This window comes from Pseudarthrobacter chlorophenolicus, assembly GCF_000962805.1.
GTDB lineage: Bacteria > Actinomycetota > Actinomycetes > Actinomycetales > Micrococcaceae > Arthrobacter > Arthrobacter chlorophenolicus_A.
Window position 1 is genome coordinate 43,758 of record NZ_JZTW01000012.1, and the last position, 16,188, is coordinate 59,945.

Below are 16,188 nucleotides of genomic sequence, written 5' to 3' on the forward strand. Positions count from 1 at the left end.
GGCAGGAACATATGCGTTCCGCAGAAACCCATCCCACAATCCCAGGAGTACTTAGACCGTGAAGAGCGCTGTCGAGAACCTCACCCCCACGCGGGTCAAGCTCAACGTTGAGGTTCCCTTTGAGGAACTGAAGCCCAGCATCGACTCGGCTTACAAGACCGTAGCTTCGCAGATCCAGGTGCCCGGGTTCCGTAAGGGCAAGGTCCCCGCAAAGCTCATCGACCAGCGCGTCGGCCGCGGCTATGTCCTCGAAACCGCCATCAACGATGGCCTCAACGGCTGGTACCAGGCTGCCGTGCAGGAATCCGGCATCCGCCCGCTGAGCCGTCCCGAGGTTGAGATCACCGAGGTTCCGGACCCCTCCGCCACCGACGGCGGCCTGAAGTTCGCTGCCGAGGTTGACGTCCGCCCCGAGATCGAGCTGCCCGACTACGCCGGCATCAAGGTTGAGGTTGCTGCCGCCGAGTCCTCCGACGAAGACGTGGACAAGGCCCTGGATGAACTCCGCGGCCGCTTCGGCACGCTGAAGTCCGTGGACCGTCCGGCCGCCGATGGCGACTTCCTCACCATCGACATCACCGCCACGATCGACGGCGAAGAGGTTGACTCCGCTGCCGGCCTGTCCTACCAGGTAGGCGCCGGCACCATGCTCGAGGGCATGGACGAGGCCGTTACCGGCCTCAGCGCCGACGAAGACGCGATCTTCGACACCACGCTGGTGGGCGGCGACCACGCCGGCGAAGCCGCTCAGGTGAAGGTTGCCGTCAAGGCCGTCAAGGAGCGCGAGCTTCCCGAGGCCAACGACGACTTCGCACAGCTGGCTTCCGAGTTCGACACCCTCGCCGAACTGCGCGAAGACCTGGCCAAGCAGGCTGCTGAGTCCAAGGTTGTGGAGCAGGGCGTCGAGGCCCGCGACAAGGTCCTGGACAAGCTCGTTGAGCTGGTCGAGGTCCCCGTGCCGGACAGCGTTGTCGAAGAGCAGCTCGAGGCCCACTTCAAGGAAGGCAACGGCCACGGTGACGGCGAGCACGACACCGAGGAGCACCGCGAGGAAGTGCGTGCGAACACCGCCCGCGCGTTCCAGAACGAGATCATCCTCGACGCCATTGCCGAGAAGGAAGAGGTCGACGTCAGCCAGAACGAGCTGATCGACTACATCGTCACCACGGCCAGCCAGTACGGCATGGACCCCAACCAGTTCGCCCAGATCATCGATCAGAGCGGCCAGGTTCCCATGATGGTTTCCGAGGTCCGCCGCCGCAAGGCACTGGCAGTTGTACTGGGCCAGGCCACGGTCACCGACTCCGAAGGCAACACCGTTGACCTGAGCGATTTCGTCCGCCCCGGCGGCGAAGAGGAAGCTCCGGCCACCGAGGTTACCGAGGCTGAATCCGCAGAAGGCGAAGCCACTGAGGTTCCCGCCGAGGACGAGAAGGCTGAAGCCAAGGCATAGCCTCCAGTCATAGCCTCCGCACAGACGTGGACGAACGGCCCCCGGATCTTCTGATCCGGGGGCCGTTCGCGTTGAAACCCCGCTTCAGGGCGACGGGTGCCGGCATCGTGCGCCGTCAGCGAACAGCCGCGGGGGCGCGAACAAAATGTCGGTGAAACCGGTTAGTGTCCAAGTAGTGATTTTCAGTGATGTCACAGTCACCAGCGAGAGGTAAGTAAACATGTCACAGCACCAAGAGGCCCCCCGGATGGCGACCGTCGATCCCGCAGCCCAGGACAACTACATTTACAACCGACTCCTGAAGGAGCGCATCATCTGGCTCGGGTCGGAGGTGCGTGACGACAACGCCAATGCCATCTGCTCACAGCTGCTGCTCCTCTCCGCCGAGAACCCCGAGAAGGACATCTACCTTTACATCAACTCTCCCGGCGGATCCGTGACGGCCGGCATGGCTATCTATGACACCATGCAGTTCATCCCCAACGACGTCGTCACAGTGGCTACGGGCCTTGCCGCGTCCATGGGGCAGTTCCTGCTCTCCTCCGGCACCAAGGGCAAGCGCTACGCGACCCCCAACGCCCGTGTCCTGATGCACCAGCCCTCGGGCGGCATCGGCGGCACCGCCTCGGACATCAAGATCCAGGCTGAGCTCATCCTGCACATGAAGAAGGTCATGGCAGAGCTGACCGCCGACCAGACCGGCCAGACCGTTGAGACCATCCTCAAGGACAACGACCGCGACAAGTGGTTCACGGCCGCCGAGGCGCTCGAGTACGGCTTCTTCGACAAGATCGCCGCGCACGCCGGCTCCGTCTCCGGCGGTGGCGGAACCTCCAGCGGCTCAGGCCAGTCGTCCTCCGAGAACTAATTCCCGGCTACCAGAACCCTTTCGATCAGGAGCAATAACTATGAACTACAACTTCGGGTGGTCTGCCGGTAATCTTCCGTCCAGCCGCTACGTCCTGCCGCAGTTCGAGGAACGCACACCTTACGGCTTCAAGCGCCAGGACCCGTACACCAAGCTCTTCGAGGACCGCATCATCTTCCTCGGCGTGCAGGTGGACGACGCTTCGGCCGATGACATCATGGCCCAGCTGCTGGTGCTCGAGTCCACTGACCCGGACCGCGACATCACCCTTTACATCAACTCTCCCGGCGGCTCGTTCACGGCGATGACCGCCATCTACGACACCATGCAGTACATCCGCCCGGAGATCCAGACGGTGTGCCTGGGCCAGGCCGCCAGCGCCGCAGCCGTCCTGCTTGCCGCAGGTACCCCGGGCAAGCGCCTGGCACTGCCCAACGCCCGCGTCCTGATCCACCAGCCCGCCCTGTCCGGCGGCCAGGGCGGACAGGCATCGGACCTGGAGATCCAGGCAGCCGAAGTAATGCGCATGCGGTCCTGGCTCGAGGACACCCTCGCCCACCACTCCGGCCGGACGTCCGAGCAGGTCAACAACGACATCGAGCGCGACAAGATCCTGACCGCGGCAGAGGCACAGTCCTACGGCCTGATCGACCAGGTCCTGGATTCACGCAAGATCAAACCTCAGGCAATTACGAGGTAGCAGCACCCAAAAGGCCGGCGGGGCCAGTTCATTTTGGCCCCGCCGGCCTTTTCCTTCCACCCTTGGGAGCCAATGTGACCTAGAGTGGAAGTTGTCACAAACCGGCCCGCACGGTCCGGGGAAGATTCCAGCAACGGTGCAAGCTGCGCGGCAGCAGGATACTAAAGGGGTTCACATATGGCTCGGATTGGCGAGAGCACGGATCTGCTGAAGTGCTCTTTCTGCGGAAAGAGCCAAAAGCAGGTGCGGAAGCTCATTGCCGGGCCCGGTGTCTACATCTGCGATGAGTGCATCGAACTGTGCAACGAAATCATCGAAGAGGAACTCGCCGAGGTAGCCGACCTTGGCAGCTTTGAACTGCCCAAGCCGCGGGAGATCTTCGACTTCCTGCAGGAATACGTCATTGGCCAGGAACCGGCCAAACGGTCCCTCGCCGTCGCTGTCTACAACCATTACAAGCGCATCCAGGCCGGCCACGCCCCGAAGTCCGGGAACCTCGGCGACGGCGGCCACCACGACGACGTCGAGATCGCCAAGTCGAACATCCTGCTGATCGGCCCCACCGGCTGCGGAAAAACCTACCTCGCCCAGACACTCGCCCGCCGCCTCAACGTGCCGTTCGCGGTCGCCGACGCCACCGCACTGACCGAGGCCGGGTATGTGGGCGAGGACGTCGAAAACATCCTCCTGAAGCTCATCCAGGCCGCGGACTACGACGTCAAGAAGGCCGAGCAGGGCATCATCTACATCGACGAGATCGACAAGATCTCGCGGAAGAGCGAAAACCCGTCGATCACCCGCGACGTTTCCGGTGAGGGTGTGCAGCAGGCGCTCCTGAAGATCCTCGAAGGCACTGTTGCCTCTGTGCCGCCGCAGGGCGGGCGGAAGCACCCGCACCAGGAATTCATTCAGATCGACACCACCAACGTCCTGTTTATCGTTGCAGGTGCCTTCGCCGGATTGGAAGAGATCATCGGATCCCGGTCCGGCCGCAAGGGCATCGGCTTCGGTGCACCCTTGAACGAAGCCAGCAAGAAGGTGGACTCCTACGGCGAAGTGATGCCGGAGGACCTGCTCAAGTTCGGCCTGATTCCAGAGTTCATTGGCCGCCTGCCGGTCATCACCACTGTGTCCAACCTGGACCGGGACGCCCTGATCCAGATTCTTTCCACGCCCAAGAACGCCCTGGTCAAGCAGTACCAGAAGATGTTCCAGATTGACGGCGTGGAGCTGGTCTTCGACGACGGCGCCCTGGAAGCGATCGCGGACCAGGCCCTGGAACGCGGCACCGGAGCCCGGGGCCTGCGCGCCATCCTCGAGGAAGTCCTGCTTCCGGTGATGTTCGATCTCCCCAGCCGGGAAGACGTGGCCAGCGTGGTCATCACCGAGGAAGTTGTCCTCCGCGGCGCCGAGCCCACTATGATCCCGCACGTGACCAAGCGGCGGAAGTCCGCCTGAGCCGCGGTGCCCGCAACACCCCGTCAGCCGTGGCTGCCGCCTGCGCAGCCACCCCTACCTGAAGGATTAGCCATGACTGAAACCGCCAAGAACCGGGCCGACTTCTGGTTTGATCCGCTGTGCCCGTTCGCCTGGATCACTTCACGCTGGATCGGGGAGGTGGAAGCCGTCCGCGACATCGAAACCGTCTGGCACGTCATGAGCCTGGCAGTCCTGAACGAAGGACGAGACCTCGACCCCGACTACCGTGAGTCCATGGACAACGCGTGGGGCATGGTCCGGGTCATCATCGCCGCCCAGCAGGAACACGGAGACGGCACCGTCAAGGCTCTCTACGATGCCATGGGCACCCTGATCCACGAGGGCGGCGAGAAGGACCGTTCCGTCGTCATCACCAAGGCCCTGGCCGAGTGCGGGCTACCCGCCTCCCTGGCAGAGGCTGCGGAGTCCGACGCCTATGATGCCAAGCTCCGGGCCAGCCACGAAGAAGGCATTTCCCTGGTGGGCCAGGACGTCGGCACTCCCGTGGTGGCCTTCAACGGAACGGCATTCTTCGGACCGGTCCTCACCCGCATCCCGCGCGGTGAAGTGGCAGGCAAGCTGTGGGATGCCACCACGGCCATCGCCTCCTACCCGCACTTCTTCGAGCTGAAGCGCAGCCGCACCGAACGTCCCGAATTCGGCTGAGCCGGTACGCGGCAACTGCCGCGGAAGTACTCAAAGGGCCCCGGAAGAACTACTGCCATGTAGTTCTTCCGGGGCCCTTGTGCTCTCCTGCGCGCAGGATCAAAATAGTTCTTACCAACTTCGAAAGAAGGGGGACGCAGGAACCAAAGATCCAGTGAAATGTATTCGACGCAGCCTTTGGCGAAGCCGGGTACGAGCTACCAGTGACGGGGTAGGAAGACCTGGAAATCCCCGGATCCTGCCAGACCATCAAGATCGTCACCAGATGGCCGAAAAGTCGAAGCCCCACCAACGGCAAAACGCTGATGGGGCTTCCCCTTTGCCCTGGAACAGGGCGTGGCCGGACTAAACGGCCGCTGTCTCCTCCGGCGCAGCCAGGGTCACATCGCTGACTGTCAGTTCCCCTTCGCCCACCAGAAGGGTGATCTCCCGGGCATTGGACGCCGCCTTAAGGTCGGACAGGCCGGCCTTCAGCTGGGCGGTCATAGCCTCCGAGGCGCTGATGGTCGCAGAGAGGACCTCGGTCCGCTGCTTCACCTTGGCCTCGGACTTCGCCTTGCGGACACCACTGAGCGCATTACCGACTGTGGCCAGCATGGTGGTATCGCCGTCAACCTCGACACTGGCCGGCCACGCGGCGCGGTGAACCGAGCCCGTGCGCCACCAGCCCCAGACTTCCTCGGTGGCAAACGGCAGGAACGGCGCGAACAGGCGCAACAACGTATCCAGCGTGGTGGCCAGGGCCGCCAGTACCGATGCCTGCTCCGCTTCGCCGGCCGCACCGTAGGCACGGTCCTTGATGAGCTCCACATAGTCGTCCGTGAACTGCCAGAAGAATGTTTCGGTCAGCTGCAGTGCCCGGGCGTAGTCGTAGTTGTCGAACGCCTTCGTGGCCTGGGCGACGACGTCGGACAACTGGGCCAGCAAAGCACGGTCCAGTTTGTTGGTCAGCACCGAGAGATCGCCGGACACCACAGAGTTTTCCGTGGCGCCAAGGTTCAGGACGAACTTTGAAGCGTTCAGGAGCTTGATGGCCAGGCGGCGGCCGATCTTCATCTGGGCAATCTCGTAGGCGGTGTCGGCACCCAGACGGGCCGAGGCCGCCCAGTAGCGGACGGCGTCCGAGCCGTATTCATTGAGGACATCCGTGGGTACCACCACGTTGCCCTTGGACTTGGACATCTTTTTGCGGTCCGGGTCCAGGATCCAGCCGGAGATGGCTGCGTGCTTCCACGGCGCGGTCTTCTGCAGTGCATCCGCACGGACAGCAGAGGAGAACAGCCAGGTGCGGATGATGTCGTGTCCCTGCGGACGGAGGTCGAAGGGGAAGACCTTGCTGAACAGGGTCTCGTCCCGGCTCCAGCCGCCAACGATCTGCGGTGTCAGCGAGGACGTGGCCCAGGTGTCCAGGACGTCCGCGTCGCCGGTGAAGCCGTTGGGCTGGTCGCGCCGGGATTCGTCGAAGCCCGGGGCCGCGTCCGCCGCGGGGTCCACGGGCAGCATGTCACCGGACGGCAGGACGGGGTTGTCGTAGTCCGGGTTGCCCTGGGCGTCCAGCGGGTACCAGACGGGGATGGGCACGCCGAAGAACCGTTGGCGGGATACCAGCCAGTCACCGTTTAGGCCGGCAATCCAGTTCTCATAGCGTGAGCGCATAAAGGCCGGGTGGAAGTCGATTTCCTGGCCTCTGGCGATCAGGCGTTCGCGGCGTTCTTCGTCGCGGCCACCGTTGCGGATGTACCACTGGCGTGAGGTGACAACCTCAAGCGGCTTGTCGCCCTTTTCGAAGAAGTTCACCGGGTGGGTGATCTTCTTCGGCTCGCCGTCCAGCAGGCCTGCGGCGCCGAGCAGTTCCACCACTGCTTCCTTCGCGGAGAACGCCGTCTTGCCGGCGATCGCAGCGTATGCTTCCTTGCCGGCTTCCGTGGTGATCCAGTCCGGGGTTTCGTTGAGGATGCGGCCGTCGCGGCCCATGATGGCCCGGGTGGGCAGTTGGAGTTCCCGCCACCAGGTGACATCGGTGAGGTCGCCGAACGTACACACCATGGCGATGCCGGAGCCCTTGTCGGCCTTGGCCAGCGGGTGGGGCCTGACCTCAAGCTCCACGTCGAAGAGGGGGGACCGCACGGTCTTGCCGAACAGAGGCTGGTACCGCTCGTCGTCGGGATTTGCCACCAGTGCCGCACACGCGGCCAGGAGCTCCGGGCGGGTGGTCTCGATAAAGATCTTGTCCCCGGCTTCGGTGAAGAAGGGGTAGCGGTAGTAAGCGCCGGGAACCTCACGGTCCTCCAGCTCGGCCTGGGCGACGGCGGTCCGGAACGTAACGTCCCACAGGGTGGGTGCCTCAGCCATGTAGGCGTCACCGGCGGCCAGGTTGGCCAGGAACGCGCGCTGGGATACGGCGCGGGAGGTGTCGTCGATGGTGCGGTACGTCAGGTTCCAGTCGACGGACAGGCCCAGGGTCTGGAACAGGTTTTCGAAGACCTTCTCGTCCTCAACGGCGAGTTCCTCGCACAGTTCGATGAAGTTCTGGCGCGAAACGACGTCGAAATCGCGCTGGTTCTTGGCCGGCTGTGCGGGAGGCGCGTAGTCAGCCTTGTAGGGGATGGCGGGATCGCAACGCACACCGTAGTAGTTCTGGACGCGGCGCTCGGTGGGCAAACCGTTGTCATCCCAACCCATGGGGTAGAAGACGTTCTTGCCGGTCATGCGCATGTAGCGTGCCTGGACGTCAGTCTGGGTGAACGAGAACATGTGTCCCACGTGCAGCGAGCCCGATGCCGTCGGCGGGGGAGTATCGATCGAGTAGACCTGCTCCCGGGTGGTGTCCGGGTTGAACTTGTAGGTTCCTTCTTCCAGCCAGCGCTGCGTCAAAGCAGCTTCGAGGCCCTCAAGGGCGGGCTTGTCGGGAACGTTAATGGGGGCGGTGGCGGGCGTGTCTGTACCCTGCGTGTCTTCAGCCATTGGGCAATTCTTTCATGTTCCGTTCAATCCCGGAGAAACGACCTGGGCCCGGGCAGCATCCCGCCCCAGGTCCGGCACGCAGGGCGCCCGCTTGACGCTGTGTAACGCACGGTCCGCCTGATGCGGGAACCTGCCGTTAGGGTGGTGCCATGACTGAGGATTTGCAGCACAGCAAGGCAGCGCTGGTGACCGGTGCAAGCACCGGTATTGGTGAGGCGACGGTGCGCGCACTGCGCGCGGAAGGCTGGACGGTATTCGCCGTAGCCCGCCGTGAAGACCGCCTCGCGTCGCTGGCAGCGGAGACCGGCGCCGTCGCCGTCCCCGCCGATATTGCCGAGGACGACGACGTGTCCCGGCTGGTGGAAAAGGTCACCGCTGCCGGCGGCATCGATACGCTCATCAACATTGCGGGCGGCGCCCGCGGGGCGGACCGGGTGGCGGAAGCCAGCACCGCGGACTGGGAGTGGATGTACCGGGTCAACGTGCTGGGCACCATGAAACTGACCCGTGCATTTCTACCGATGCTCCGTGCCAACGGCGAGGGAACGGTGCTGAACCTGACCTCCACTGCCGCCATTGCAGCCTACGAAGGCGGTGGCGGCTACAACGCGGCCAAGTTCGCCCAACATGCCCTCACCAACGCGCTTCGGCTGGAGGAAGTGGAAAACAACATCCGGGTGATCGAAGTGGCGCCAGGCCTGGTGCAGACCGAGGAATTCGCGCTCAACCGCCTGGGCAGCGAACAGGCTGCAGACAAAGTTTACGAAGGCGTGGAAAAGCCGTTGACCGCCGCAGACGTGGCCGACGTCGTCCGCTACGCCGTCAGCGTCCCGCACCACGTCAACCTGGACGAAATAGTCATCCGCCCTGTGGCCCAGGCCGCCAACCACAAGCTGATCCGCAAGGGCTGAGCCCGCCGGAGGGCCAGGGGGCCATGGCTCCACAGCATGCTTGGGCTTTCAGGCGGCCGGAACCGCCACCGTCGCGAGGATGGCCGCGTGGTCCGTGCCCGGTACCCTGTGGACCTGGTAGCCACTGCTGCCAACCCGGGGACTTGTCACCATGTGGTCGATGGCGATGCCGGGCAGGCGCGTGCCATCCATGGGCCACGTTGGCAGGAGCCTGGACCCGGAGGCGGCGGCCACGTCCACCAGGCGTTCCTCTCCGGCATGGAGAAGGTTGCGGAACTCGGCATGGTCGTACGTGGCGTTGAAGTCGCCCATCAGCAGCCTGTGGCCGGGCCGTTCCGCCAACCGGGACAAGGCCTTGAGGTCGCTCCGCCATTGGCCCACCCGGGTGTCCACCGGGGGCAGGGTATGGACGTTGGTCAGTTCCAGGACGGCGCTGGCACCGCCTCCAACTGAACCGCCGGCCGTGAGCCTGACCGTCGGCATCAGGAACGGGGTGTCCGGCAGCAAACCCACCGGCTCCAGCGGATGGCTGGAGTAAAAGGCGTACCCTGCGCCGTCATCCGTGGGCTGGCTGATCCGGTGGGGCAGCAGCGCGTCGAGGCCTTCGGCGGCCAGGCCATCCTGCAGGCCCTGTGAGTGTTCCTGGATGGCGAGGAGCGCCACCTTCTTCTCCCTCACCAGCCGGACAATGGTGGCAGCATCAGCCCTGCCAAACAGGGAATTGATGCTCATGACGGTCAGCTCCACCGTGGCCGGCGGCTGCTGCTCTGCAGGCGACGCCGCCGGCGCTGCGGCAGCGGCGCTCCTGGGGCGGGCGATGTCCAGGGGAAAGAGCCAGAAAAGCTGGCACACCAGGAGCGCTGCCGCCACCAGCTGCGGCCACCTCCGGCGTCCGAACAATGACAGGACCAAGGCACCGCCCGCCGGTACCGCCAGCCACGGCGTGAAGGCGAGCAACTGGACCACCAGCACCGGCCACTCCCCGCCGACAGCCCGGAAAACGGACATCACCAGCACCGGCACTGCGGCCAGGAGCGACAACCACATGCACACCCTGGAGAGGCGCGAGGGGACCCGCTGGCCTGAAGCAGTCATGGGACTGAGTCTAGGCACTGCCGGCGCCGGAAACCGCGGCTGACCGGTACGCCGGCAACGGGCAACCCCGGGGAATGGAAATGCACGTGGACCCGATAGTAGACTCGTCAAAGGCTATGACCCGGCAATCACCGGTGAGCTTCCGGAAGAACGCATCATCCGCCGTCCGCGGGGGTGCCGGTAGAACCGGACGGGTAAGCCCGTTACAGCAGTAATGAGTGGCCGGGGCAGCACCGTTCCTGTGGAACACGCCGCGCCGGTAAGTGAGGTGGTACCGCGGTAAGCGTGCAGTCCCAGGACCGCACGGCAAGCCGTCCTCGCATCCCGGAAAGTGTCCGGCAACTGCCGGTTCGCCCAGCTCAACCCAGGATGTCGAGAATGACGTATTATCCCAAGGCCTCAGCCTCCACCAGCGGCGGCCCATCCGACGGCCGCGCAGGCGTTTCCGCCTCCGTGAAGTTTCCGGAGATCGAAGAACGCATCCTGAAGTATTGGGACCGGGACGGCACCTTCCAGGCCAGCATCGACCAGCGCAGCGCCGACCTGCCCGGCGGCGAACCCGGCAGCAACGAATTCGTGTTCTACGATGGTCCGCCGTTCGCCAACGGCCTCCCGCACTACGGCCACCTGCTGACCGGCTACGCCAAGGACCTGGTGGGCCGGTTCCAGACCCAGCGCGGCAAGCGTGTTGAGCGGCGCTTCGGCTGGGACACCCATGGCCTCCCGGCTGAACTTGAAGCCATGAAGCAGCTGGGCATGACCGACAAGACCCAGATCGAAGCCATGGGCATCGACAAATTCAACGATGCCTGCCGCGCCTCCGTGATGAAGTACGCCGATGAATGGCGCGCGTACGTCACCCGCCAGGCGCGCTGGGTGGACTTCGACAACGACTACAAGACGCTCAATGTTGAGTACATGGAGTCCGTCCTCTGGGCCTTCAAACAGCTCCACGAGAAGGGCCTCACCTATAACGGCTACCGCGTCCTGCCGTACTGCTGGAAGGACGAGACACCGCTGTCCAACCACGAGCTGCGCATGGATGACGACGTCTACAAGAACCGCCAGGACCAGACCGTCACGGTCACGTTCCCCATCCTCGCGGGCGATTCCGAGCTCTCCCGCCAGCTGGCAGGGGTACAGGCCCTCGCCTGGACCACCACCCCGTGGACCCTCCCCACCAACGCCGCGCTCGCCGTCGGGCCTTCCATCACGTACGCCGTGCTGCCCGCCGGGCCCAACGGCATCAAAGCGGCATCCGCCGATGCCCCTGTGGCCGGCACCTTCCTGCTGGCTGCAGACCTCATCTCCGCCTACGCCAAGGACCTCGGCTACGACGGATTCGAAGATGCGGAAGCGGCCGTGGTGTCCACCCACACCGGTACCGAACTTGAGGGACTTCAGTACCAGCGGCTCTGGGACGATTTCAGCGACAACGAAAAGTACGGCATGGAGAACGCCTGGCGCTTCCTTGTGGCCGACTACGTGACCACCACTGACGGCACCGGCATCGTCCACCAGGCTCCCGCCTATGGTGAAGACGACCAGAAGGTGTGTGAGGAAGCGGGCATCCCCGTGGTCCTCTCCGTCGACGAAGGCGCAAAGTTCCTGCCGCTGTTCAAGCACGGCGACCTCCACGACATCGCCGGCCTGCAGGTCTTCGAGGCCAACAAGCCCATCACCCAGGTGCTCCGCGCCCAGGGCCGGCTGGTCCGCCAGGCCAGTTACGAGCACAGCTACCCGCACTGCTGGCGGTGCCGCAACCCGCTGATCTACCGTGCGGTCTCCTCGTGGTACGTGGAGGTCACCAAGTTCAAGGACCGCATGTCCGAACTGAACCAGGAGATCAACTGGATCCCGGGCAACGTCAAGGACGGGCAGTTCGGCAAGTGGCTCGCCAACGCGCGCGATTGGTCCATCAGCCGCAACCGCTACTGGGGCAGCCCCATCCCGGTGTGGCAGTCCAGCGACCCCGAATACCCGCGCACCGACGTTTACGGCTCCCTCGCGGAGATCGAAGCGGACTTTGGCCGGCTGCCCCTGAACAAAGACGGCCAGGTGGACCTGCACCGGCCGTTCATCGACGAACTGACCCGGCCCAACCCGGACGATCCCCGCACCCCCGAAGAGGGGCAGTCCGTGATGCGGCGCGTGGAGGACGTGCTGGATGTCTGGTTCGATTCCGGCTCCATGCCGTACGGCCAGGTCCACTACCCGTTCGAGAACGAAGCGTGGTTCGATACCCACAACCCTGCGGACTTCATCGTGGAGTACATCGGCCAGACGCGCGGCTGGTTCTACATGCTGCACATCCTGTCCACCGCTCTGTTCGACCGGCCTGCGTTCCGCAACGTCATCAGCCACGGCATCGTGCTCGGCTCCGACGGACAGAAGATGTCCAAGAGCCTGCGCAACTACCCGGACGTCTCCGAGGTCCTGGACCGCGACGGTTCCGACGCCATGCGCTGGTTCCTGATGTCCAGCCCCATCCTGCGCGGCGGCAACCTGATCGTCACCGAACAGGGCATCCGCGACGGCGTCCGCCAGGTCATCCTGCCGCTGTGGAACGTGTACAGCTTCTTCACGCTTTACACCAACGCTGCCGGGGGCGGCGACGGCTACGACGCGAAGCTCCGCTACGACGGCTACGCGGACACCCTGGACCAGTACCTCCTGGCCAATACCGGAGACCTGGTCCGCACCATGACGGAGCGGCTGGACGATTACGACATCTCGGGTGCCTGCGACGCGCTGCGCAGCTACCTGGACATGCTCACCAACTGGTACGTCCGCCGCAGCCGCCAGCGGTTCTTCGACGAGGACGTGGACGCGTTCGACGCCCTCTACACGGCGCTGGAAACCGTGTCCCGGGCCTCGGCTTCTCTGCTGCCGCTGGTCACCGAGGAAATTTGGCGCGGCCTGACCGGCGGCCGTTCCGTGCACCTGGCCGACTGGCCGGAGGCAAGCCTCTTCCCGGCCAACCCGGGCCTCGTTGACGCCATGGACAAGGTGCAGCAGATCTGCTCCACCGGATCCTCGCTCCGCAAGGCCGCCAACCTGCGTGTCCGCCTGCCGCTGCAGGAACTCACCGTAGTGGCACCCGGTGCGGACTCGCTGGAAGGCTTCGCCTCCGTCGTCGCGGACGAACTGAACATCCGCTCCGTCCGGCTCCTCGACGCCGCCACTGCCTCCCCGGAGGAGTTCGGCATCCAGCAGAAGCTGGTGGTCAACGCCCGCGCCGCAGGGCCGCGCCTTGGCAAGAACGTCCAGCTGGCCATCAAGGGCTCAAAGTCAGGCGACTGGTCTGTCGATGACTCGGGCGTCGTCACCGCCGGGGGCCTGCAGCTTGAGCCGCAGGAATACACCCTGGAGACGGTGGTTGCAGAGTCCGACGGCGGTGCTGCCGCTTCCTCCGCGTCGTCTGCTGTCGCAGTCCTGCCCGGCGGCGGCTTCGTCGTCCTCAACACCGAGGTCACCAAGGAGCTTGAAGCCGAAGGCCTGGCCCGCGATATGGTCCGCGCCATCCAGCAGGCCCGCAAGGACGCCGGGCTCAACGTCAGCGACCGAATCCGGACCACCGTCACTGCCGCGCAGAACGTCGTGGACGCCCTGCGGGCAAACGCGGAACTGGTCAAGGGGGAGACACTGACTGTAGACCTGACGGCCGAACCGGCAGATGTGCCCGAGCCCGCCGTCGTCGTTGAAAAAGTGGAGGCCTGAGGCATGACTGACGAATTTTCCGTTGAAAGTGTCTACGCCGAACTTCTTGGGCGTGCACCGGAAAACAAGATGGAGCCCCGGCTCGCCCCGCTGTTCCGCGCCATGGATGTCCTCGGTGAGCCCAACAAAGCCTTTCCGATCATCCACATAACCGGAACCAACGGCAAGACCTCCACATCCCGCATGATCGAGTCGGTGCTGCGGGCCCAAGGACTGAGCACCGGGCGGTACACCAGCCCGCACCTGTCCAAGGTCACGGAACGGATCAGCATTGACGGGCACCCTGTCTCCGACGAAACGTTCGTGCGGATCTGGGACGAGATCCGTCCCTACCTGCAGATCGTGGATGCCGAGCTGGAGGCGGAGGGGCAGCCCCGCCTGACGTACTTCGAGTGCCTCACCATCCTGGGCTTCGCCATCTTCGCCGACCAGCCCGTCAACGTAGCCATCATCGAAGTGGGCCTGGGCGGCATCACCGACGCCACCAACGTGGGCGACGGGCAGGTCTCGGTAATTACCCCGATTTCGCTGGACCACACGGACCTGCTGGGGGACACCACCGAAGACATCGCGCACGAAAAAGCCGGCATCATCAAGCCCGGCGGCTTCCTGGTCAGCGCCGCGCAGCCCCTGGACGCCGCGCAGGTCCTGCTGGAAAAAGCCAAGGAAGTCGGCGTGCCGTTCCGTTTCGAGGGCGTGGAGTTCGGCGTCGAATCCCGCACCGTTGCCGTGGGCGGCCAGATGGTCACCATCCAGGGCATCGCCGGGCGCTACCCGGACCTGCTGGTGCCGCTCCACGGCGCCCACCAGGCGCAGAACGGCGCCGTGGCCGTGGCAGCCCTGGAGGCGTTCTTCGGCGGCGAAAAGGAACTGCCCTTCGACGTCCTGCAGGAAGGCTTCGCTGCCGCATCCTCGCCCGGCAGGCTGGAAGTGGTGCGGTCTGCGCCCACCATCATCGTGGACGCGGCCCACAACCCTGACGGCATCAAGGCTTCGGCCGCGGCCCTGAAGGAGGCCTTTACCTTCTCCCGGCTGGTCCCCGTCGTGGGCGTTCTGAAGGAGAAGGACGCGGAGGAGATCCTCCGTGAACTCAAGGAATCCCTGGGGGACGTGGCAGAGGAATACTGCTTCACGCAGTCCAATTCACCGCGCGCCGTGCCGGCCGCCGAACTGGCGGAGTTGGCCATTGACCTCGGCTTTGGCGAGGACAACGTCCACGTGGAGGAAAAGCTCGACGACGCCCTGGAATGGGCGGTGGAACGGGCTGAAGCGAACGACGACCTCTCCGGCGGCGTGCTGGTCACCGGCTCCATCACCCTCGTGGCCGAGGCCCGCATCCTGCTCGGAAAGACGGAGGCGTAGCCCATGGCCAGGCTGACCAAAGCCCAGCGCGAATGGCGCCCGGGCATGCCCAAGAAGCGGCGCTCCACCAAGGTCATGTTCGCCTCGACGGTCCTCCTGCTGGAGGCGTTCGTCATGTTCTTTGCCACCCTGGCAGTGTTCGGCCTGCGGCGCGGCGAGTTTCCTCCGGCGCTCATCCTGGGTGTCGGGATAGCCCTGAGCGTCGTCATGGTGCTGGCCTGCGCGTTCCTCCGCAAGCCCTGGGGCATCGGATTGGGCTGGGTGCTGCAGGTGGTGCTGATCCTTACCGGAATTTTCGAACCTGCCATGTTCCTGGTGGGCGCACTGTTTGCCATCTGCTGGTGGTATGGCATCCGCACGGGAATCAGGCTGGACCGCGAAGCCGGGCAACGCGAGCGTGAACAGGCCGAGTGGGAAGCAGCAAACCCGGACCAGGCCGCCGGATCCGGTCCGGCCCAGTAGAGCAGTCCCCGTAGACTTGACCCGAAACCCCACCAACGCATTGGAGCAGTTGTGACTACTGAGCGCACCCTCGTCCTGATTAAGCCCGACGGCGTCGCCCGTAACCTCACCGGCGCCATCCTGGCCCGGATCGAAGCCAAGGGCTACGCCCTTGCGGAACTCAAAAAGGTGGACGCCACCCGCGAGCTCCTGGAGCAGCACTACGAGGAGCACGTGGGCAAGCCGTTCTACGAGCCGCTTGTGGAGTTCATGCTCAGCGGGCCCGTGGTTGCAGCGATCTTTGAAGGCCACCGCGTCATCGAAGGCTTCCGGTCACTGGCCGGCACCACCGATCCCACAACCGCGGCCCCGGGCACCATCCGTGGCGACTTCGGCCGGGACTGGGGACTGAAGGTCCAGCAGAACCTGGTGCACGGGTCAGACTCCACGGACTCCGCTGAGCGCGAGATCAAGATCTGGTTCTAGGATCCGCCACCGCGCAGCCGTGGCTGCGCGAGCCAACAGATAA

12 protein-coding genes are annotated in these 16,188 nt (G+C 64.7%); 10 read left to right on the top strand and 2 right to left on the bottom strand.

Annotated elements, in window-relative coordinates; genetic code table 11:
* The first annotated feature begins 58 nt into the window (after positions 1 to 58).
* From tig to UC32_RS13035, 5 genes are all read left to right on the top strand, one after another.
* A complete protein-coding gene (gene tig / locus UC32_RS13015) occupies positions 59 to 1,453 on the top strand; it encodes a trigger factor (protein WP_045731634.1) in 1,395 nt (464 codons plus the stop codon).
* Between the two features lie 247 nt (positions 1,454 to 1,700).
* Positions 1,701 to 2,321 (top strand): ATP-dependent Clp protease proteolytic subunit, encoded by a 621-nt coding sequence (locus UC32_RS13020; RefSeq protein ID WP_045731635.1) that lies wholly within the window; start codon positions 1,701 to 1,703, stop codon positions 2,319 to 2,321.
* A 40-nt stretch (positions 2,322 to 2,361) separates the two neighbouring features.
* The gene (locus UC32_RS13025) at positions 2,362 to 3,021 is read left to right on the top strand and encodes an ATP-dependent Clp protease proteolytic subunit (protein ID WP_015937343.1); all 660 of its coding nucleotides are present in this window, start codon (positions 2,362 to 2,364) and stop codon (positions 3,019 to 3,021) included.
* 177 nt (positions 3,022 to 3,198) lie between these two features.
* Entirely contained in the window at positions 3,199 to 4,479 is a 1,281-nt protein-coding gene (gene clpX, locus UC32_RS13030; protein ID WP_045731636.1) for an ATP-dependent Clp protease ATP-binding subunit ClpX, read from the top strand.
* A 72-nt stretch (positions 4,480 to 4,551) separates the two neighbouring features.
* Positions 4,552 to 5,166, top strand: coding sequence for a mycothiol-dependent nitroreductase Rv2466c family protein (locus UC32_RS13035; RefSeq protein WP_045731637.1), 615 nt, complete (start codon positions 4,552 to 4,554; stop codon positions 5,164 to 5,166).
* Between the two features lie 345 nt (positions 5,167 to 5,511).
* On the opposite strand, the gene valS is transcribed toward UC32_RS13035, so the two are convergent.
* The gene (gene valS, locus UC32_RS13040) at positions 5,512 to 8,130 is read right to left on the bottom strand and encodes a valine--tRNA ligase (RefSeq protein ID WP_045731638.1); all 2,619 of its coding nucleotides are present in this window, start codon (positions 8,128 to 8,130) and stop codon (positions 5,512 to 5,514) included.
* Between the two features lie 149 nt (positions 8,131 to 8,279).
* Here valS and UC32_RS13045 point away from each other — a divergent pair, with 149 nt between their 5' ends.
* Entirely contained in the window at positions 8,280 to 9,041 is a 762-nt protein-coding gene (locus tag UC32_RS13045; protein ID WP_045731639.1) for an SDR family oxidoreductase, read from the top strand.
* A 48-nt stretch (positions 9,042 to 9,089) separates the two neighbouring features.
* Here the strand turns inward: UC32_RS13045 and UC32_RS13050 are convergent, their stop codons facing one another.
* Positions 9,090 to 10,136, bottom strand: a complete 1,047-nt coding sequence (locus tag UC32_RS13050; RefSeq protein ID WP_045731640.1) for an endonuclease/exonuclease/phosphatase family protein — start codon at positions 10,134 to 10,136, stop codon at positions 9,090 to 9,092.
* Positions 10,137 to 10,514: 378 nt separating this feature from the next.
* Between UC32_RS13050 and ileS the strand changes: the two genes are divergently transcribed.
* The 4 genes from ileS to ndk are packed head-to-tail and all read left to right on the top strand — an operon-like array spanning position 10,515 to position 16,145.
* Positions 10,515 to 13,856, top strand: coding sequence for an isoleucine--tRNA ligase (gene ileS / locus UC32_RS13055; protein WP_045731641.1), 3,342 nt, complete (start codon positions 10,515 to 10,517; stop codon positions 13,854 to 13,856).
* 3 nt (positions 13,857 to 13,859) lie between these two features.
* Complete coding sequence (locus UC32_RS13060; RefSeq protein WP_045731642.1) at positions 13,860 to 15,218, top strand: bifunctional folylpolyglutamate synthase/dihydrofolate synthase; 1,359 nt, start codon at positions 13,860 to 13,862, stop codon at positions 15,216 to 15,218.
* A 3-nt stretch (positions 15,219 to 15,221) separates the two neighbouring features.
* Positions 15,222 to 15,680, top strand: coding sequence for a DUF4233 domain-containing protein (locus UC32_RS13065; RefSeq protein ID WP_045731643.1), 459 nt, complete (start codon positions 15,222 to 15,224; stop codon positions 15,678 to 15,680).
* Between the two features lie 51 nt (positions 15,681 to 15,731).
* A complete protein-coding gene (gene ndk, locus UC32_RS13070; protein ID WP_015937334.1) occupies positions 15,732 to 16,145 on the top strand; it encodes a nucleoside-diphosphate kinase in 414 nt (137 codons plus the stop codon).
* Positions 16,146 to 16,188 lie beyond the last annotated feature (43 nt).